Genomic DNA, 21,493 nt, shown 5'->3' on the forward strand with positions numbered 1-21,493 from the left:
TTGAATACTCGTTGTTAAAATGGGAGGTCGTCCTCTGTTCCTTGTTCTGCTGTCTTGTTGCTTTTGGGTTTTGCAGTAGCCTGTACAGTTTCTGTCCTTCTGCTACCTCCGTGCAGTTTGATTTGCGAAGTATGGAAATTCAGTCCTGCTCTTGGCTCTCCGTCATTTCCTACCCACGCTCTTGTGCTTACTCTGCCTGTGAGTTCTACCAATATGCCTTTTGTGAGTAGCTTGGCAACATTGGGCGTAATCCAATAGGAGCAATCGAAATAGGTTGTTTGCTCGATGCGTTCGCCCTGTTTGTTACGATAGCTGTTGTTGGTCGCTACCGAAAAATTTACTACTTGCTTGTCCTGTGACGTTGTACGTACTTCCGCATCCCTTGTCAGTCTTCCTGTGATGTTCATGATTTCTACTTTTTTGCGTTATTAAATTTGTTCTGATTTGTTTTTTTTTGATTTATTCGGCAATGAGAGGAGGTGCTGAAGTTTCGTTTCACTCTTTTACTATTTCCAATGCTATATTTTTTTATTTCTGATATTTTTTTTATTCGTCTAAAGAGCCGGAGTATGCTTTGTTTCGTTTCACGAGCATAAAAGGTTTGTGTTTAGCAGCAACAAGGTTTTGACAAAAAAATACGACCCGTATGGGTGGAGATTATTTTGCAAACCCGGAGGGCGTGACCTTTTTGCTGCGTCAAGAACACGGAAATACCTTTGCTCTTGAAATGGGACAAAACAGCATACTGGCTCTTAGATAAAAACCAATGTGGAAGCCAATGGAAAAGGCATTTAGGAAATGGTCTGTGTGAGTACAAAATCTGCATCTGTGCAGCAGAATTTCTAAACGAATATTATTTGTAGTATTGTGGCTTTGGAAGCCACTGAAAGGGTGTTGAAAAAATATTGAAGAGGATCGTGCCAGGGCATTTTTTCAATATCCTTGACCAAGCATCCGATCAAAGCTCTTTTATGAGCGTTGGCATTTGCGATGGAAAAATAAATGTGCTTTGAGGATAAAAAATAAGGGCATAAAAAAAGCAGGACTATTTAAATTTTCCCAAATTAGACTTTCAAGTTAGCTCAAGACGATACCTATCTTACCATTTAGCCAACCACATCCTTTTAAAGCCAAGGACTACGAGTAGTTTACCCGTCTAACCTTGATTGGATAACTTTCAAGTCAAGGAATAATCAAGGTAGAATAGGCAATGAAAGAGGTATCGAAAAATATCAGAATGACACCGGAAAGGATAATCAAATTACTCCAGAAGGAGGATATAACATTGAGCGAAGCAGAAGCAACCCAATTATTGATGTTTCTAAGAAAGATAGCGAGAATAACGGTGACCAAATATTTAGAAGGAAATGAATGTTGAAAGAGGTAAGATAGCGGATCTATATGTGCGTGTAAGTACTGATGAACAGGCAGACAAGGGGTACTCGCAACGTAGTCAAGAGGAAATGCTGAGAAAATATTGTGGGAATCACTGCATAGAGATAAGAAACGTGATTTATGAAGACTATTCTGCCAAATCATTCAGCCGACCTGAATGGAAAAAACTACTATCCAATCTAAGAAAGCATAGAAACAAAATAGATCTTATCTTATTTACCAAATGGGACCGATTTAGCCGCAATGCGGGGGATGCTTATCAGATGATAAACGTACTTCGTGATTTAGGTGCAGAACCACAGGCGATGGAGCAACCCCTAGATTTATCCATTCCCGAAAATAAGATGATGCTTGCATTTTACCTAGCTGCTCCCGAGGTAGAGAATGACCGTCGAGCATTAAATGTGTTTTATGGGATGAGAAGGGCGAAAAAAGAAGGGCGCTATATGGGACTGGCTCCGGTGGGGTACAAAAATAAAATTGACGGAAGTGGCAATAAATACATCGCTCTGAAGGAACCTGATGCCACTATTCTCCATTGGGCATTCGAGGAATTATCGAACGGTACTTTCAATACGGAACAGATCTGGAAAAAGGCAAGAGAAAAAGGATTAAAATGCAGTAAAAATGCTTTCTGGCAAATTATTCGAAATCCATTATATTGCGGAAAGATCTTCCTCCCCAAATTTAAGGATGAGGAAAGTTGTTTTGTCCAGGGACAACATCAACCTATTATCTCAGAAGAACTATATGAGAAAGTCCAAGAAATATTGGATGGTAGAGGGAGAACATATCGTTCCAAAATACAAACTCGAAACGATTTCCCTTTGAGGGGCTTTCTGATATGTCCAATATGTGGAAACCTGCTGACTGCAAGTAAATCAAAAGGCAGAAATGGACATTATAGCTATTACCATTGTCGCAAGGGATGTACTTACAGAATCAGGATAGAAAAATTGCATCAAGTTTTTGAATATGAATTACGGAGATATATACCCCGAAAAGAAATTTACGATATTTATCGAAATATAATAGCTGAAACCTATTATGAGCTTACGCAAAGTTCACAGGTTTCGAAGAAACAAATACTACATCAATTAAAAGACTACGAAAACAGGATATCCCATATTCGAAACCTATTGGCGACCCAGAAAATAGATCCATTGGATTACCTCGAAATCAAAAATCAGTATAGCTCAACAATTGATGACCTGAACAAAAAACTAGATACACTTTGCGGTAGTATTCCTTCTATCGAAACATTATTGGAAAAAGATATAAATAGGCTCATGGCCTTTGACAAAATCTTTGCGGCAGGGAATATCGAAGACATTCGTTCTCTTATTCAAACACTATATCCCGAAAAGCTTATGTTTTATGGAACATTAATTGGGAGAGCAGAGAGAAATAAAGTCTTAAAAAGTGCGTATAACTACGATCCAAAGGTTGTGCATAGTATATAATGCACTTTGAAATTGAATCAATTCCATAAACCATTAAAGTAAAGCACTCTACTGAAGAGTGTTTTTTTGTTTTATCCTTTTAAGTAAAACAAAAATTAAAAGTATGTTCCCATTACTACTGTTTTGAAATTAACTTTTAAAGGACACTAAGGTCAAACAAAATCCGTAAATTAGTGTCATTAAAAGCCAAAAGCAGCCAATGCACGACAAGACTTCAGAATACAAGAACTTGTTGGCTGCTCTCTCAATAAAATTAGACAGTATTATGGGGCATATAGCAGACTTATATATTCGCGTTAGCACAGATGAACAGGCAGACAAGGGATACTCTCAACGGAATCAAGAAGAGATGTTGAGAAAATATTGTATTTCCCATCAGATTGAAATTCGTAATGTGATCTATGAAGACCATTCAGCCAAATCATTTAACCGTCCACGGTGGAAGGAATTACTCCAAAGTTTAAAAAAACGAAAGAATAACGTCAACCTAGTCCTGTTCACAAAATGGGATCGTTTCAGTCGAAATGCTGGAGACGCTTATCAAATGATAAATATATTAAGGAAACATGGTGCAGAACCCCAGGCGATAGAACAGCCTTTAGATCTATCTATACCAGAAAATAAAATGATGCTGGCATTTTATTTGGCAGCACCCGAAGTGGAAAATGATCGTAGGGCATTGAACGTGTTCTACGGGATGAGACGCGCAAAGAAAGAAGGACGCTATATGGGACTGGCACCGGTTGCATATGTAAACAAAACAGAAGAAAACGGCAAAAAATATATTGTACCGAAAGAACCTGACGCTTCGATCTTACGATGGAGTTTCGAAGAGATTGCAAAAGGGGGCTTTAATACCGAACAGATATGGAAACAAGCTAAAGCAAAAGGTTTAAAATGCAGTAAGAACGCATTTTGGCAGGTTATCAGAAACCCGCTTTACTGTGGCAAGATTTTCATTCCTCAATTTAAGGATGAGGAAAGCCGCTTTGTTCAAGGACAGCACGAGTCGATAATCTCTGAATCACTTTATTATGAAGTTCAGGATGTTCTAGATGGTAGGGGCAGAAATTACCGCCCGAAAGTTAAAACCCTTGACGAATTTCCTATGAGAGGCTTTTTGATTTGTCCAGATTGTAAAAAATTACTCACGGGAAGTAAATCAAAAGGTAGAAACCGATATTACGCCTACTACCATTGTGTAGGCGGTTGTAAGCACCGAGTAAATGCAGAAAAGGTCAATGATGTGATCAAAGACGATTTGTTGAAATTTATACCCAAAATAGAAAACAAGGAATTCTATCAAGAAACGATTTGTAAAGAATATCTAGAGCAAACCGACCAAATGGACTTAGAACAAAAAGAAATCCTTATTCAGATTAAAGACTTTGAAGATAGGCTTTCGCATATGAGAGACCTTTTGGCCACGCGACAGATTGATGCGGAAGACTACCGTGAGATAAAGTCACAATATAATATGAAAATCTCTGCATTTGAGTCTCAACTGACAACGCTCAACAACGATATGGGCAATGTACAGAGTCTAATAGAGCAAGGGTTATCAAAAATCATGGAGATCAGCCATAACCTTGAAAATGGAAGCTTAATAGAGATCAGAAATGACATTGGTTCGATTTACCCTGAAAAAATGCAATTTGATAATAACGGAGTTCGAACCGCTAGACGGAACGATTTCATTCAACATATCAACCTGATTAACAAAAAGTTAGGAGCAAAAAAAAACGGGACAAAAGTAGATTTTTCTACTTTGTCCCGTCAAGTCGGGGTGGCAGGATTCGAACCTACGACCTCCTGCTCCCAAAGCAGGCGCGATACCGGGCTACGCTACACCCCGAAAAGGTATCCCTTTTGTTTTACTGTGTTGCAAATATACAGCGTTTTTTCAATATGCCAAATGATTTTTTAGCTTTATTCAATAAATGCCTGATTTATTGAGAAATAAAATATTATCAACTCATCCAACAGCAACTCTTAAACAACAAAACAGGGATGTGTAAAACTTTTTAAAATATATCTGAGCACAAGGTCTAATTATTAAAAGGGTTTTTCTATCTTTGCATCAAACTAAGGCAGCTTAAAGCTTTTTGAAAAAAGTATTTCTTAAAGTAAAAAAAAAGCTGTAATATTGCATTCCGATTTTTACAGGCTAATAATCGTATTTAATTACTCAAAATCATGGATTTAGTAAAATTTGTAGAAGAACAAGCGGTAATCATAAATGAAGTTCCCGCATTTAAAGCAGGAGACACCATAAGCGTTCATTATAAAATTCGCGAAGGAAATAAAGAGCGTATCCAAATTTACCAAGGTGTGGTTATCCAATTGAACAGTGAAGGTGTTAATTCAACTTTTACTGTACGCAAAATTTCAAATGGCATTGGTGTGGAACGTATTTTCCCTGTAAATTCGCCAAACATTGAAAAAATTGTAGTAAACAGCTACGGTAAAGTACGTCGCGCTAAATTATTTTATTTACGCGGTCTTACTGGTAAAGCTGCTCGTATTAAGTCTAAAAGAATCTAATTACGACTACGCAAGTATAAAAAAAGGCATTGGATTGAGTTCAAATGCCTTTTTTTATTACCCCTCCCTTCCCCTTTTAGCAACATTTTCTTTACAAGGTAGATTACTGCTTTTATGCTAAATCTTTTTAGTCTATCTTAAGGCCCGAAAAGACTATCATGAACAAACTTATATCTATTCTCGCATTGCTATGCTGTTGTATCAACAGTTATGCCCAAAATTCCATTCAAGAATTTCTAGCGCTACAATCCATTCCAAAAACATATGCCGTTCACAAAATCACTGAACCCATGCAAATTGATGGTAAAGATCTTGAAAACAGCTGGTCTAAAGCAAAGACCATAATTAATTTTGAAGATATCCAAGGAGGTGAATTCAAGAAACCTGCTTATAAAACCGAAGTGAAAATGCTTTGGGATTCGACTAATTTGTACATTTATGCTAAACTTTATGAACCCCACATTTGGGCAGACATTTACAAACATGATGAAATCGTGTACTTGAACAATGATTTTGAAATATTTTTAAAACCCAATCTACATCAAGCAGAATATTACGAAATAGAAGTCAACCCCCTTCATACTATATTCGACCTCATGCTTACCAAGCCGTATCGTTTTGGTGGACAAGCTATCACACACTGGGATGTTAAAAATTTAAAATCTGCGGTACACATAAAAGGGACTCTCAACAATCCTAAAGACACAGATTCATTTTGGTCGGTTGAATTCGCTATCCCTCACCAATCACTCTACGCCTTTGGTAAAGCACCTTTTCCAAAAAATGACGACTATTGGTTATGCAATTTTTCACGCGTACAATGGCAACATGAACTCAGTGATAACCATTATAGCAGAAAAAAAGAAAACAATAAAATATTAGCAGAAGACAATTGGGTCTGGTCACCCATCGGACTAATCAATATGCACTATCCCGAAAGGTGGGGATATCTACAATTTGTACAACAAGCTACAGAGCAAGACCCTGCTTTGCCTGACAGCTATAACGTAACTAAGTTAGCGTGGAATGTCCATTATCTACAACAATTGTTCAAAAAAGAAAACCGTCATTACAGCGAGCAGTTAACAAAACTCTCATTATATAAGGAGTATATCCTTCCCTCTACGAAAGATTTTCAAATCAACATGGATTTAAATAAGGACAAGCAGAGTTATACAATAAAAATTATCGACAAACTTTCAAAAAAAATTCGAGTGTCCTTAGATAACAGAGGCCATTTCGACCTCCATCCTTAATATCGATACATTAACATGCTGGCTATTATAATTTGATTATAATAGCCCTGTTATTCAGCCAAAACAGCAAATCAATCCGAGCAATAATCTTACACATTTCCGCTAGAGCCCCACTCCTGAGTCCAGACGTATAATCTCGCCAGTAGCTTATACCTCCCTAAACAAAAACAAATTCTAAAAGAAAAAATGCAACCTACACAACCCATGCTTTCTGCTACCGCAACGAATTGCATCAGAAGCTATCGCTAACCGCAATGGAAAACCAGAACCGAACAACATATGTATATACAGAATCGTTATCGTGCATACATACTGAACGCTGCTACGGCAATACCATCGAATAATAAAACAGCGGGGATGTTATCCAAACAATTAGCATCAACAAAAAGAATACAAAAAATAAACTAATATTGTTATTTTTACAAACAACAATGTATAAGAATATATCCTTTTTCCCAAATCTCAACGCGTTCCGTTTTTTTGCTGCATTGCTTGTCATATTCCATCATGGCGAAGTCATCCGTGCAAAAAACAGTTTCACTAGCTTTGAACACATCAGTTTTTTTCAAAATGGAAGCACCGCCGTAAAATTTTTCTTTGTTTTGAGCGGCTTCCTCATCAGCTATTTGCTCATAAAAGAAAAAGCTGCGAAAAATACAATATCCATTAAAAACTTCTATTTGAAAAGAGTTATCCGCATATGGCCTTTGTATTTTTTATTAGTTGCCATTGGAATTATAATCTTTCCGTTTCTGTTTAATATCCTACATATAAACTATACCTTTCCTTATCATATAGAACAAGTATGGCTTTTATTTGTATTATTCCTACCCAGTTTAGTTACATTCAAATTTGGCTCCCATCTATTGGAACCCCTGTGGTCCATTGGAGTCGAAGAATGGTTCTACATTATTTGGGCGCCCCTATTTAAATGGATAAACAATAAATTAGCCCTAATCTTAGCGGTATTTTTGATTAAAGTAATATTACTTATTTTCTGCTTCAACAACATCATCACCAATACACTTGCGGTACATCTCATTAAAACCTTTGCTTTCGAGTCAATGGCCATAGGTGCATTGGGAGCCTATTTGCTCTATCATACAAATATCAATGTAAAAGCCTGGTACAAAAAACATGTATTCGTTAATTACCTTTTATTAGCTACATTAATTGGATATTTCTTTTTCCGAAGCACCTGCATTGCTTTACTGGGATTTGATATATTTAGCCATTGGGTATTCTCATACATCATACTTAACATCTTATTTCTTAACCTCATCGTTTATGTAGGTGTTGTTTTAGATACTAGGTCGGTTTTCAACAATAGCTTCTTAGACTATGGCGGTAAGATATCTTACGGTATTTACATGTACCATATGATTGTTATTTTCGTTGTCATCCATCTTGGAAAGAACCATTTACTAAATCTAGATCCCATACTAAGTTTTATCATTTTTTATAGTTTGGTACTAGCTGGCACATTTCTTACAGCACATTTATCTAAGAAATATTTTGAAGATTTTTTTATGAAATATAGGTCAAAACTGAATTCGTAAAGATTAAATTTCGTGCAATCAGGATGTAAAAAAAACAGTTATTTTAAATTAAAGATAAAAAAAAACGTCGTCTTCCACAAATATTCTTATCTTTGTATCCCGTACATAAAGCAGATATTTAGGCCATTTTAGGCCTTATATTTTGAAATCCATTATTGATATGACTAAATATATTTTTGTTACGGGCGGCGTTACTTCGTCGTTAGGGAAGGGCATTGTTGCATCTTCTCTTGCTAAACTTCTCCAAGCACGTGGCTACAAGGTTACGATCCAAAAATTCGACCCTTACATTAACATTGATCCAGGAACACTAAATCCATATGAGCATGGTGAATGTTACGTAACGGAAGACGGAGCTGAAACAGACCTTGATTTAGGTTATTACGAACGCTTCCTTAATGTTCCCACTTCACAAGCGAACAATGTCACGACAGGTCGTATCTATCAATCTGTAATCCAAAAAGAACGTGCAGGCGAATACTTAGGAAAAACAGTTCAAGTTATTCCACATATCACAGATGAAATAAAAAACCGTATGCGCTTATTAGGTGAGACAGGTCAATATGACATTGTGATTACTGAATTAGGGGGTACTGTCGGAGATATCGAATCTTTACCATTCATCGAGGCGGTGCGTCAATTAAGATGGGAATTAGGCACGCATGACTCTGTCGTTATTCACTTAACATTGGTGCCATATTTAGCTGCTGCAGGTGAATTAAAAACAAAACCAACACAACATTCGGTTAAGACCTTATTGGAATATGGTATCCAACCAGATATTTTGGTGTGTCGTACTGAGCATAAATTAACACAAGAAATTCGCAAAAAACTAGCTTTGTTTTGCAATGTGAATATCAATGCTGTAGTTGAATCTATCGATGCCCCTACGATTTATGATGTACCATTAAATATGATGAAGGAGCAATTGGACAAGACTGTTCTTGCTAAATTGAAACTTTCTAACAAAAATGAGCCAGATTTAGAAAGCTGGAAAGCCTTCTTAGGTAAATTAAAAAACCCGACCAATGAAGTTAATATTGGCTTAGTGGGTAAATACGTCGAACTACCTGATGCTTATAAATCTATCGTTGAAAGCTTTATCCACGCAGGTGCTGCCAATGAGTGTAAAGTAAAATTACAATATATTGCTGCAGAAAGTGTCAATGACCAAAACGTCCAAGACAAATTAAATGATATGGATGGTGTTCTTGTTGCACCAGGATTTGGTGAACGCGGATTAGAAGGAAAATTAGCTTCTATTAAATATGTTCGTGAAAATAACATTCCTTTCTTTGGTATTTGTCTAGGCATGCAATGTGCGGTTATCGAATTCGGTCGCAACGTATTGGGGCTTAAAGATGCCAATAGTGCGGAGATGGATCCTGATACACCTAACCCAGTCATCAATTTGATGGAAGATCAAAAAGAAATCATCAATATGGGTGGTACTATGCGTTTAGGTGCCTATGACTGTGATGTCAAAAAAGGTACAAAAGCATACAGTATCTACGGTAAAACAAGAATATCAGAGCGTCACCGTCACCGTTATGAATTCAACAATGCTTATTTAGAGCAATACGAAGCTGCTGGAATGATTGCATCAGGAATGAATCCAACGTCAGGTTTGGTGGAAATTGTTGAGTTGAAAAACCATCCTTTTTTCGTTGCAGGACAATTTCATCCAGAATTAAAGTCAACTGTTGCAAATCCTCACCCACTTTTTGTTAGCTTTGTAACCGCTGCTTTGTCGAATAAGAAAAATAAGATACAAAAGCAGGAAACAATTAAGTAAGTTTAATTTAAAAAAATGGATAGAAATACCCTTATTGGTTTACTTCTGATGTTCGGAATCATAGCCGGTTCATTTTACTTAATGAAACCGTCCGACGTAGAAATAAAAAAAGAACAAGCTCTACAAGATTCGCTAGCTCGCGTTAAACAAGGTTTAGCACCATTAGCAGACTCTACGATAGCTGCTACAGAGATCGCAACAGTACAACCTGTTGATTCTGCTGCTTTAAAACTTCCTTTTGGTGCAGCAAAATTTGGAACTGAGCAAATCATCACTTTAGAAAATGATAAAATCATTGCTAAAATCAGTTCTAAGGGTGGTCGTGTAAAATCTGTAGAATTAAAAGGCGAAACAAATTTTAATGGTAAACCATTAATTTTATTTGAGGGAGACCACAACAGATTTGGATTAAAATTCAATGCATCTGGAGAAAACATCAATACCAATGATCTATACTTTGCAACAGCAGATACAGATGTAAAAATTAGTGGTGAAGATGCTAAGTCAATCAAACTTCAATTGACGTATGGAGTTGATCAGTATATTGAATACGTATACACCTTAAAAGGTGATGGTTACAATATCGGTCTTGATATCAACACCAAAGGTATCCAAAACAAGATTGATCAGAAATCAATTGCTTTAGACTGGGAAACCATTTTACTTCAAAAAGAGCAAAATATTGATTCAGAACGTCAAAAATCAACTGTTTACTACAAAGAAGTAGATAACGTAGATCATTTATCAGAATCGAAAGATGATGAAAAAGAACTGAAAGAAAAAGTAGAATGGATTGCATTCAAGCAACACTACTTCTCCAATATTCTTTCTAGCAAAACTGGATTTTCTACTGCAAATGTAAATGTAAAATCTACGATTGAAGATGAAGTTGTTAAGCTTTATAGCGCTACAGCACAGCTGGATTATGCGACTCAAAAAGATAACAGTTATTCGTTAAGCTTTTTCTTTGGACCAAATCAGTATAAAACATTAAAAGCAGAAGGTCATGATTTTCACAAGATCATCAATATGGGTTGGGGGCCGATGCGTTGGATCAATCAATTCATCACTGTTCCTGTATTTGATTTCTTAGATAATTTTCACCTTAGCTATGGTATCGTTATCCTAATTTTAACCTTATTATTAAAATTAGTATTATCACCATTGACATACAAATCTTACCTATCCATGGCTAAAATGCGTGTGTTGAAACCTCAATTAGATGAGATTAAAGCTAAAGTAGGTGATGACAATGCCGCTTTGTTACAACAAGAACAAATGAAATTGTACAAAACAGCAGGTGTGAATCCATTAGGAGGTTGTCTTCCTTTGGTATTACAGATGCCTTTTACAATTGCCTTTTTCTACTTCTTCCCGAATTTATTCGAGTTGAGAGGTGAAAGCTTCTTGTTTATGAAAGACATGTCTACATATGATACCCTATTCACTTTCTCTCCAATTTTTGGTGTGAATCACGTATCATTAATGTGTGTGTTGATGACATTAACAACTTTATTGACCACATGGTACAACAATGCAACTTCGGGTGCTACAGGACAAATGAAATACATTGGTTACTTTATGCCATTGATTTTCTTCTTTGTCTTAAACAGTTTCCCTGCAGGTTTGAACTATTATTACTTCCTAAGTGCTATCCTAACGTTCTTAACACAGTTAATCATTCGTTCAATGGTTAATGATGACAAGATCTTAGCGAAGTTAGAAGACAATAAAAAGAATCCTAAAGTGCAAAAGAAATCGTCGTTTCAATCTAGAATGGAAGAAGCGATGCGTCAAGCACAACAAAATAAAAAGTAATAATTTTTATTACTGTCTTTAAAGAGGAAGCCCATATGGGCTTCCTCTTTTTTATTTAAAAATGTAGCGTTCTGTTAAACCAAACGTTATTATTATTGTTTAACAAGTATAACAAATCAGATACAAAATGAAATTAAATCAGATTTTAGTGATGGCTACGCTTATTGTAGGATTAAGCAGTTGTTCAGTTTTCAAGAAAAATACAGATCACAAAAATGTCTCCACTACAGAAACTATGCAATTAACGGGAAACAAATGGCAATTGATAGAAGTCGATGGTAAGGCTGTCGCTGAAAAAGTAAATGGTCGTACACCATACATTGCATTTATGGATAGCACCTACAGTGCAAATGCTGGTTGTAATATGTTAAATGGTGGGGTAACACTTTTGGATAATAATAAGATTAAATTCTCTCAAGGAATTTCAACCATGATGGCTTGTCCTGAGTTTGAAATCGAACAAGCTTTATCAAAAGTGATTATCAATGCGGATAACTACAAATTAGATGGAACATTATTCATGCTAAATCAGGGAAATAAGACAGTCGCCAAGTTCAGATTGATACCTGCAGAAACTACAGAGCAATCTTTATCAGGCACTTGGGAATTGGATTATATCTCAGGACCCCGTATTGCATTTGCAGGTTTATACCCAAACACAAAACCTACGATCACGTTTGATATCGATACTAAGAAAGTTTCAGGAAACGGAAGCTGTAACGCATACAATGGCACTTTCAAGACCGAGAACAATCACATCAGCTTCGGTCCAGTAGCATCGACAAAAATGGCTTGTGAAGGTTCAGGTGAAGACGTATATTTTAATACATTAGGTAAAATCAATACATACAGTGTTTCAGGAAATACATTGACTCTTATTGTTGGAGACATCTCCATGATGAGATTCCATAAAAAATAGTAACACGATAAATAGAAAAAGCGCTAAAATATTTGGAGCTTTTTCTATTTCATCAAACCAACGGCCTATCCAATATACCTCCTATAAAAACAATACAGGGTCAATGTAACATCAATATCTTTATGTTACAAAAAATTCATACTGAAATACAGTCTTACTACGCGATAGCTCTTTTATATGTAACACTTTATGTTGTATATGCATGACAATTTATCTATGTTTGCTTATATATAAGCACGTTCATAAATCGGTTCATGAGCAGATTATTTAATATATAGGACTATGAAATCATCGATTAAGATTATCAACAATTACGAGTACAAAAAACTCTTTTTGCCAGATGTAACTGACCATAATCTATTCAATGAAAGCAAAATACAAGTTTATCGCATTGAAAATTATCTCAGAAGCATTCTCATGCCTGTGATTCCTTATCGTACCACATTCAACTTTCTTATTTTTGTTACCAAAGGAACACTCTCACAGCATTTAGAATCTGGATCCTACACCTTAGCTGAAAATGAAGTTATCAATGTTAAACAAGGAAATATCACCGCTACTTTATCAATTTCAGATGATGCCGAAGGTTTTTTTATTGTTTATGAAAACGAAATCGTAACCGATATTGAACTTGGAATAAATGACATTCGTTTTTTCAATTCTCATCCCTTTACCCCACTTTCAGAACATGTATCCACCTGGATTCAAAAAATGCTCACCTTATTGGAAGAAGAGCTTTTTACTGAAGGTAAAGTAATGGAAATATGCATTTCCATGCTACAATGTATCCTATTAAAAATCATTAAAACAGATTACGAAGTCAAAGCTCCTATGAGCAGACAACTGGATATTGCCTTTCGGTTTAGAGAATTTGTACAGAAATTCCATATCGACCATAAAAATGTATTATTTTATGCCAATCTCCTGCATATATCGGAAAACTATCTCAATAAATGTGTGAAAGAAGCCACCAATAAGCCTCCGAAACAATGGATCAATGAAATCAGTATTTTACATAGCCAGATTTTATTACAAGATGCAACAAGAGATATCGCAGGAATTGCATTTGAGTTGAAATTTCAATCACCCTCCTATTTCACGCGCTTATTCAGAAAAACCACTGGGTATTCACCCAGTGATTATCGCAAGCATAAATTTTTATCCGATTAATGCTTCTGTTTATAGGGCAGATTCCAGATAAGGTCCATTGCCATGTAATGCACTCCAAAATCCACTTGATCATAACCTTTAATCAAATCGTTCATATATCCTACATCGAGATGCAAAGGACTATTAGGAATATCCGTCATATAATAAAGCCCTAAGCGCGCTTCCTTATAGGCAAATTTTGACCAAGAAGCAGTTGGCTTATTCAGCTTACTAATCGCAAATAATCCTTCTGCACTCAATGCCAGCTCTTGGTTGTTCTTATCGGACAACTTCAGATTCAACTGCGATTTAAGACGCGTTCTGAATTGAAAATTCTCTTCGGCCTTCTGAAAATCATCAGTAAAGAATTTTCGAAACTCCTGTCTAACCGTATTTTTCCATTTCCAGCGATCCGCAAATTTAAACGTATAAGCATAGCGACCATATAGCCTAAATTCTTGCTCTACACCTTCATGGTGGTAAGGTACATCTGCATCATACACATCTTGGCGACGATAGCTCAATGCATAGCTATATTGTTGGTTCTTCGCAAATTTATGCGTTACCTCATGATTTAACACCCATATAGCCTGTTTGTGAAATGGATTAGAATCATCCGGAGTACTTTTTGTACCCAAGCCAATATAAGTAAGGGCTTCTTTTGTCCCAGTGCTATCCAATTGACGTTTTAGACCCAGTACCGACCAGGAAGCTGTCTTAGCCTTTCCCAATCCTGGAGGACTTACCTGAGCTTGCGAAAAAGTAATCTGACATGCCATTAAAAATAGCAAGGGTATTATTTTTTTAAATTTGTTTTTCAAAATTCTCATTGCATTTTTTCAATTAATAGCGTTTAAAACTGAAAGTCTCATTAAACTTATCGACCATCCTTTTATCAAAACGCTTGATGGGTTCCATTGCCCACATGGCTACTACAAATGGAAAGGTCAGTGTCGTCCAGCCAGCATGTACTAAGAAATGATCAAAATAAGTTGCTATAAAAACTGCTACAAGTACATACAACCCATCTCGAACACGAGGTCCGCTTAATGCGATTCCGCAAAGCAGTGCATTGAAACTAAATGTCCCATTATTGACCATAGCCCTCGATTCATGCCCATGATTTGATAAGTAGACACTGATTACCACAGCAGCAACACTATATAGAGCTGCCATGGGGTTACTCATAAACACCCCCAGAAAAAAGATCAGTCCTGCAATGACACTCCCTTGGAAAATAACTTGACCAAATGCGTGTCCCTCAATGAGGAAATCATCTATTTCTTTAATATCCACAAAGTGATGCGGAACAGTATTCATGGATAATTGAGGAATACTCAGTAGGTACAAGGCGATCCAGGTCACCATGACAAAAGGGAAAGTAAAGGCTGGTAAATTTTTCTTGAGGGCAAAACCCATCATTAAAGTACTCAAGACTGAGCCGAGGACCAGTGTGGTCCAGATCCAAATATTTGTTTCAAAATAGAAGACCAAAGCGATTCCAAACAAGGTTGCGTTGAAACCGAATAAACCATTTTCAATATCCTCTTCCTCATACTTCATGATTTTCGCTGTCACAAATCCCACAAGATTTGCGATTATGCCAGCGACTCCCATTTCGATCGAGTCATATAAAATGGCGCCTATAAATAATATTCCTGTCCAAGCATTACCTTGCAACATGATCTGTCCGAATCCTCTTAAAAAAGCTCTTATAAAAGCTAAAATTTTGTATCTCATTTTGAGATGATTTACTTTTTAAGACTATCAAATATAGTCTCAAAAAAATGATTAAATAAGGAGTTCAGCATCCCATAATTCTTGCTGAACTTCCTGAAAAATATCGAATAACTGTTCAGCGCCATTACCCAAAACCCGAATCATAAAACCCGTTTGTTGTAATGCACTGATACCAAACTGTATATCTGCAATCGATTCATATTGCTCATGAAATTTCTCAATCCACTCCTGCACAGGTTTCCCCGCACTATTGATATAGAAAAATGTTCCTTGATGCGTAAAACCTTCCAATAAACCAATATCTTGTATCGGCATCTTGTCTGGCTGCAACAACACATTATCTTTCAATACCAAACGGCCATCAATATAGCATTGGGTCAAGTTTTGGAAATGGTGATATTCAAAAACTTCTCCAGACAACTTACGCCCACATGTCACGATATCACTCAAAATAACATGACAATTCTTTTGCATATGAATAATGTTATGGCTTAAAAAATGAGAGGAATTTTGAGGAACAATTGGATGAGGAACAAAAGAGAAGACAGCGCCTTCACCCAGATTCACTTCCATTTTTTGCACCGATTTTCCTTTCATATGAAAAAGACGCTGATAAGCCTGCGTTTTTAATTGCAACTTTGCGCCAGGATCAACTGCTATCTGGATGCGATGGTCATCACCATCCAACAATCCTGGCGATGAACTCATGATCATTAAGTATGCTGCCTTATCCCTACGATATTGACCTACAGGTACAATTCTAAAAGGCTGGGTCACATACGCATCTTTAAGATAAGATTTACCTTCACGATGCGCCACATTAATATCTAATGAACAAATCATATTAGCGCAATAAATTAGGTTCTTCTACATCTTGCAACAGTGCATATTTTTTGATCCATCCAATGATTTCATCCACTCCTTCACCTGTTTTCAAATTGGAGAATAAGAAAGGTAAACCTTTTCTCATTTTCCGGCTATCATGCTCCATCACTTCCAAACTAGCACCAACATAAGGTGCCAAATCCATTTTATTGATTAATAAGAGATCCGATCTTGTGATTGCCGGTCCACCTTTACGAGGCATTTTCTCTCCCTCCGCCACATCAATCACAAAAATGGTGATATCAGCTAAATCTGGGCTATATGTTGACGTTAAATTATCACCACCACTTTCAATCAAAATCAGTTCAAGATTAGGAAAGCGCTCTGCCAACTCTTCAACAGCTTCCAAATTCATACTAGCATCTTCTCGAATAGCCGTATGCGGACAGCCACCTGTTTCTACACCAATGATACGTTCAGGAGGCAATAAGCTATTTTTAGCCATATACTCAGCATCCTCTTTCGTATAAATATCATTGGTGATAACAGCCAAATCCAATTCATGGATCAAGCGTCTGCTCAGGCACTCCAATAGGGCAGTTTTTCCTGATCCAACCGGACCACCTACGCCTATTTTAACATATTTTCTATTTTCCATTTGTTCCAATTATTAAGAAATATAAACTCTCGAATATAATCGCTCATGTTGCATACAGCGAATATCAAATCCAATATTACAAAGACCTATAAGATCACGATCCACTTCCAGGGTTTCATTGCACAAAGTTATCAGGTCATCGTGTAGATAAAACAAGATATCTTGACCATCCAATTGTCCTAAGGGTACCAATTTCACTGCATTGGTTACCATCGTAATGGCAGCATTATAATAATAGCCATGCAATGCCTCTCGTATTGGAATTTCCAAAAGTGCTGCCAACATACCGTATACCAAGCAATAATGGCTATCTACTTTCTTATCCTTAATCAGTTCTCCCCATCTTTTGAAAATCGGTTGATTTTGATATCTAGAAAAAATTTTATAAAGTCTCACCCCCAATTTTTTACTGGCCTCTCGAATTTCCTTCGGACTTTTCAGAGCCGAGCACTCTTCATCCAAAGAACAGAGCAGGTCCATGTCGCCATTACAGGTCGCATCATAAGCCAATCGCATTAAAGCAGCATCGTTGTACTTCAAATTGTACCACAGATTGTGTCTGACGTAAGACTCTGCTGTTACTTTATTGTGAACAATCTCCTTTTGAACGTAAGTTTCCAAACCATTTGAGTGGGTAAATCCACCAATAGGTAAAGTAGGGTCAGATAAATGAAGAAGCTTACCAAGAAATTTATTTTCCATATATTTTATACTTTAATAAACAAAGGGATATGCTTTGTTGAAAATTTTAGTTGCCGATGATGATTAGCATCCACATTGGCGTTGAACCGATAGAGGAGCTTGCGCTGCATCAGCGTATAAGTCAGATTTTGTTTATCCAGCCAAGCCTGCATCGTCCGTTCATAAGGGATCAACAATTCGTTACCTGCTGTAAATAAGGGCAAGTGCTTGTTCCCAATTTCGTAACTGACAAAAGCTATTTTCAAATAATCAACCGTTCCTATACAGATAGTCTCACAAGGGCGAATGGCTACGATCACTACTTTTTCAGCATCCTCATACAAGATATCCCCATCATGTAACTGACTCGTATTGCCAATCAATTTGACCGCTATTTCCATCCCCTCTTGGGTCAGGAGACGCTGGATACGCTTATCCGCCTGATACCACTCTATCCAGAGCAGATCCTGTCTTTTCAGCGTAGATTCCCTACTTAAGTTCCTCGTGATTTCTGTGATGATGATCATGTATGCTTTTAAAAATAATTTTATATAGATTCCAATTCGTACTGCTGCATTAATTAGTCCAGCTTACCTGTATGTGCAAATGGTATCCTTTTTATCAAATATGGCACGTATATCCCCGTGCCATAATAGCATTTTGCCTAAAACAAGAAGTATAGTTGGCCCAATGCCACCGTGTCGATAGGTTCACATTTTATAATTTCACCATCCACACTTACCTCATAATTTTCTGGGTTAACCTTAATATCAGGTGTTGCGTCATTATGTATCATATCTTTTTTGGAGATATTTCTACAATTCTCAACAGGCAACAACGTTTTCTCCAAGCCATACTCCTCTTTGATTCCTTTTTCAATTGAAATTTGAGATACAAAGTTGAAACATGTTGAGGTCAACGCTTTACCATAACCGCCATACATTGTTCGCAAAACAATCGGTTGCGGAGTAGGTATAGATGCATTTGCATCGCCCATTTTTGAAGCGATAATCATTCCTCCTTTAATAATCATTTCTGGTTTAGCACCAAATAAAGCTGGGCGCCAGATGACCATATCCGCTATTTTACCAGGTTCGATTGAACCTACATATTTAGAGATACCGTGTGCTATAGCCGGGTTTATTGTATACTTAGCGATATATCGTCTCGCTCTGAAATTATCATTATTATTTTCGATGTCCTCAGGAAGCGGGCCGGTCTGTTTTTTCATTTTATCAGCCGTTTGCCAAGTTCTCATGATCACCTCTCCTACACGACCCATAGCCTGCGAGTCTGAGCTCATAATACTAAAAACACCTCGATCTTGTAAAACATCCTCTGCAGCAATCGTTTCCGGACGAATGCGTGAATCGGCAAAAGCCACATCTTCAGGAATATCCTTACTTAAATGATGACATACCATCAACATGTCCAAGTGTTCGTCAATTGTGTTTTTAGTGAAAGGACGAGTCGGATTAGTCGATGCCGGCAATACATTTGGATACATAGCCGATTTAATTATATCAGGAGCATGACCACCTCCAGCACCTTCTGTATGGAAAGTGTGGATGACACGACCATTGATCGCATTCATTGTATCTTCCAAGAAACCAGATTCATTCAAGGTATCGGTATGAATAGCTACCTGCACATCATATTTATCGGCAACAGAAAGGGCACGATCGATCGTTGCAGGAGTAGCTCCCCAATCTTCGTGAATTTTCACTCCCAATGCACCAGCTTCGATCTGCTCAATAATCGGTTGTTCCGTACCTACGTTTCCTTTACCGAAAAACCCAAAATTCATAGGTAATGCTTCTACTGCCTGCATCATCTTACGTAGATTCCATTTTCCTGGCGTTACCGTTGTGGCATTACTACCATCCGCAGGACCTGTTCCTCCACCTATCATGGTGGTTATACCACTATACAAAGCAGTCTCCGTTTGTGTCGGGCTGATGTAGTGAATATGCGTATCAATACCTCCAGGCGTAACTATGAATCCAGAACCACCATGTACCTCTGTTGAAGCACCGATAATCATATTTGGCGTGATGTTATCCATCGTATCCGGATTACCAGCACGCCCGATACCGACTATTTTACCATCCTTGATTCCAATGTCTCCTTTTACAATACCCCAATGATCAATGATAATTGCATCCGTAATAACCAAATCCAAAGTACCTTCATCACGGGTATGCACAGATGATTGGCACATACCATCACGGATTGTTTTACCTCCGCCGAATTTAGCCTCATCCCCATAGTAAGAATAATCTTTCTCTACTTCTATTATGATTTCGGTATCACCCAAGCGCACTTTATCGCCTCCTGTTGGGCCAAATATTGCTGCATAATTTAATCTACTAACTTTTAAGCTCATGATTTTTTGTTTTTAAAGCCTTTTGCATCCGCTTTTTTCAAAGCGTTCATTTTTGCCACCTCTGTTTCAGTATCGCCATTGACTAAATCATTATGGCCATACACTCTTCTTGCCCCAGCATACGGAACTAATTGTACTACTTTAGATTCCCCTGGTTCAAAACGAACCGCTGTACTTGCTATAATATTCAATCGTTTTCCAAAAGCTAAACCACGATCGAATTCCATCATTTTATTGACTTCAAAAAAATGATAATGAGAACCCACTTGAATTGGTCGGTCTCCCGTATTGACGACTGTCAATGTTGTTACTTCTCTACCCTCATTGCAGATGATATCGCCATCTTGAATGAAATATTCTCCAGGTATCATAATTAAATATTTTTTAAATTAACGAATAGGATTATGTACGGTCACTAACTTGGTTCCATCAGGAAAAGTAGCTTCGATCTGTACATCATGAATCATCTCAGGAACCCCTGGCATAACATCTTCACGTTTCAATAAAGTGGCGCCATACTGCATCAGTTCAGCAACAGTTCTACCATCGCGCGCACCTTCCATCAATTCACTACTGATGTATGCAATGGACTCTGGGTAATTTAATTTAACGCCTCTGGCCATACGCTTCTTAGCGAGTTCACCAGCAAAATGAAGCAATAGCTTCTCTGTTTCTCTAGGTAATAAATGCATATAATTACTTTTTTATATTAACTTATATAAGGTATATTTACTTTTTATTGCACAGCAAAGTGCTCATTTGATGTTTGTTAAAAACAAAAAAAACTTACGTGCGAGCGCTACAAGCTACATGAAAAGGCCTTAGCACGATTCATGACTTATAGCAGGAGAAAAATTTTAGTTTAGACTAGATGGGTATTTTGATACACCTGAATAATATGTATCGTGGATTACGGATTACTCCCGTTGGTTCAGTTGGAAATTTAAAATTCTGTCTCTCATCTACAGATATGTTCATCGCAGATAACCAAACAGGGATAATGGTATAGTACAACAAAAGACTAACTTCATTGACATCTTGAAAGTCCTTACATTCCCATACATCCAGCATATCCGAAAAGAGTAACGCATGATGTTCATTAGAACTCAATTCCGGCAAATGTCCAAATGCATAATTTGTCGATAAAAGTCTAATCTGATGCACAGCTTTCACATCTTCATGCAAATGCGTACTTCCTTTGGTCGAAACCAAAGCAAACAGCATGACAAAAAGTGTTAAAACACAACGAAAAATCGACTTCATCTCCATATTAATTTCCAATACAAAAGTACCAACTAAAACAAA

At 37.1% G+C, this 21,493-nt stretch carries 18 protein-coding genes, 1 tRNA gene and 2 pseudogenes; 9 read left to right on the forward strand and 12 right to left on the reverse strand.

Features of this window, described 5'->3' with window-relative positions; genetic code table 11:
* Positions 1 to 14 precede the first annotated feature (14 nt).
* Complete coding sequence (locus KO02_RS17575; protein WP_038700397.1) at positions 15 to 407, reverse strand: single-stranded DNA-binding protein; 393 nt, start codon at positions 405 to 407, stop codon at positions 15 to 17.
* 960 nt (positions 408 to 1,367) lie between these two features.
* Between KO02_RS17575 and KO02_RS17580 the strand changes: the two genes are divergently transcribed.
* Positions 1,368 to 2,858: a recombinase family protein gene (locus tag KO02_RS17580; RefSeq protein WP_038700399.1), complete on the forward strand. Its 1,491-nt coding sequence runs from the start codon at positions 1,368 to 1,370 to the stop codon at positions 2,856 to 2,858.
* A 265-nt stretch (positions 2,859 to 3,123) separates the two neighbouring features.
* A pseudogene (locus tag KO02_RS24155) lies at positions 3,124 to 4,062 on the forward strand (recombinase family protein); the annotation flags it as partial.
* 577 nt (positions 4,063 to 4,639) lie between these two features.
* Here KO02_RS24155 and KO02_RS17585 read toward each other — a convergent pair.
* Positions 4,640 to 4,713: transfer RNA gene (locus tag KO02_RS17585), tRNA-Pro, on the reverse strand.
* A gap of 341 nt (positions 4,714 to 5,054) precedes the next feature.
* On the opposite strand from KO02_RS17585, the gene rplS reads away from it, so the two are divergent.
* The 7 genes from rplS (at position 5,055) to KO02_RS17620 (ending at position 13,919) form a co-directional block, all read left to right on the forward strand.
* A complete protein-coding gene (gene rplS / locus KO02_RS17590) occupies positions 5,055 to 5,402 on the forward strand; it encodes a 50S ribosomal protein L19 (RefSeq protein WP_038700401.1) in 348 nt (115 codons plus the stop codon).
* Between the two features lie 158 nt (positions 5,403 to 5,560).
* Positions 5,561 to 6,658 (forward strand): carbohydrate-binding family 9-like protein, encoded by a 1,098-nt coding sequence (locus tag KO02_RS17595; protein WP_144243355.1) that lies wholly within the window; start codon positions 5,561 to 5,563, stop codon positions 6,656 to 6,658.
* 431 nt (positions 6,659 to 7,089) lie between these two features.
* Complete coding sequence (locus tag KO02_RS17600; protein ID WP_038700403.1) at positions 7,090 to 8,217, forward strand: acyltransferase family protein; 1,128 nt, start codon at positions 7,090 to 7,092, stop codon at positions 8,215 to 8,217.
* Between the two features lie 160 nt (positions 8,218 to 8,377).
* Positions 8,378 to 10,012, forward strand: coding sequence for a CTP synthase (locus KO02_RS17605; protein WP_038700405.1), 1,635 nt, complete (start codon positions 8,378 to 8,380; stop codon positions 10,010 to 10,012).
* Positions 10,013 to 10,027: 15 nt separating this feature from the next.
* On the forward strand, positions 10,028 to 11,830 hold the full coding sequence (gene yidC / locus KO02_RS17610) for a membrane protein insertase YidC (RefSeq protein ID WP_038700408.1): 1,803 nt from the start codon (positions 10,028 to 10,030) through the stop codon (positions 11,828 to 11,830).
* Positions 11,831 to 11,957: 127 nt separating this feature from the next.
* Positions 11,958 to 12,749 (forward strand): META domain-containing protein, encoded by a 792-nt coding sequence (locus KO02_RS17615; protein ID WP_038700410.1) that lies wholly within the window; start codon positions 11,958 to 11,960, stop codon positions 12,747 to 12,749.
* A gap of 282 nt (positions 12,750 to 13,031) precedes the next feature.
* Positions 13,032 to 13,919 (forward strand): helix-turn-helix domain-containing protein, encoded by an 888-nt coding sequence (locus tag KO02_RS17620; protein WP_038700412.1) that lies wholly within the window; start codon positions 13,032 to 13,034, stop codon positions 13,917 to 13,919.
* On the opposite strand, the gene KO02_RS17625 is transcribed toward KO02_RS17620, so the two are convergent.
* The 10 genes and pseudogenes from KO02_RS17625 to KO02_RS17670 all read right to left on the reverse strand — a co-directional run bounded on the left by KO02_RS17625 (position 13,916) and on the right by KO02_RS17670 (position 21,451).
* Entirely contained in the window at positions 13,916 to 14,728 is an 813-nt protein-coding gene (locus KO02_RS17625; protein ID WP_051960019.1) for a DUF2490 domain-containing protein, read from the reverse strand. The genes KO02_RS17620 and KO02_RS17625 overlap by 4 nt on opposite strands.
* 13 nt (positions 14,729 to 14,741) lie before the next feature.
* Positions 14,742 to 15,638, reverse strand: coding sequence for an urea transporter (locus KO02_RS17630; protein ID WP_038700414.1), 897 nt, complete (start codon positions 15,636 to 15,638; stop codon positions 14,742 to 14,744).
* Positions 15,639 to 15,689: 51 nt separating this feature from the next.
* Positions 15,690 to 16,481: an urease accessory protein UreD gene (locus KO02_RS17635; protein WP_038700416.1), complete on the reverse strand. Its 792-nt coding sequence runs from the start codon at positions 16,479 to 16,481 to the stop codon at positions 15,690 to 15,692.
* A gap of 1 nt (position 16,482) precedes the next feature.
* Positions 16,483 to 17,121 carry an urease accessory protein UreG gene (ureG, locus tag KO02_RS17640; RefSeq protein WP_038700418.1) on the reverse strand — a complete coding sequence of 213 codons (639 nt, stop codon included), beginning with the start codon at positions 17,119 to 17,121 and terminating at the stop codon, positions 16,483 to 16,485.
* 12 nt (positions 17,122 to 17,133) lie between these two features.
* Positions 17,134 to 17,823, reverse strand: a complete 690-nt coding sequence (locus tag KO02_RS17645) for an urease accessory protein UreF (protein WP_038700420.1) — start codon at positions 17,821 to 17,823, stop codon at positions 17,134 to 17,136.
* A gap of 5 nt (positions 17,824 to 17,828) precedes the next feature.
* On the reverse strand, positions 17,829 to 18,329 hold the full coding sequence (locus tag KO02_RS17650) for a hypothetical protein (RefSeq protein ID WP_051960020.1): 501 nt from the start codon (positions 18,327 to 18,329) through the stop codon (positions 17,829 to 17,831).
* A 137-nt stretch (positions 18,330 to 18,466) separates the two neighbouring features.
* A complete protein-coding gene (gene ureC, locus KO02_RS17655) occupies positions 18,467 to 20,188 on the reverse strand; it encodes an urease subunit alpha (RefSeq protein ID WP_038700422.1) in 1,722 nt (573 codons plus the stop codon).
* A 65-nt stretch (positions 20,189 to 20,253) separates the two neighbouring features.
* A pseudogene (locus KO02_RS24160) lies at positions 20,254 to 20,559 on the reverse strand (urease subunit beta); the annotation flags it as partial.
* Positions 20,560 to 20,577: 18 nt separating this feature from the next.
* Positions 20,578 to 20,880, reverse strand: a complete 303-nt coding sequence (ureA, locus tag KO02_RS24165; protein WP_038700426.1) for an urease subunit gamma — start codon at positions 20,878 to 20,880, stop codon at positions 20,578 to 20,580.
* A gap of 175 nt (positions 20,881 to 21,055) precedes the next feature.
* Complete coding sequence (locus tag KO02_RS17670; protein ID WP_144243356.1) at positions 21,056 to 21,451, reverse strand: hypothetical protein; 396 nt, start codon at positions 21,449 to 21,451, stop codon at positions 21,056 to 21,058.
* Positions 21,452 to 21,493 lie beyond the last annotated feature (42 nt).

The organism is Sphingobacterium sp. ML3W (assembly GCF_000747525.1).
Classification (GTDB): Bacteria; Bacteroidota; Bacteroidia; order Sphingobacteriales; family Sphingobacteriaceae; genus Sphingobacterium.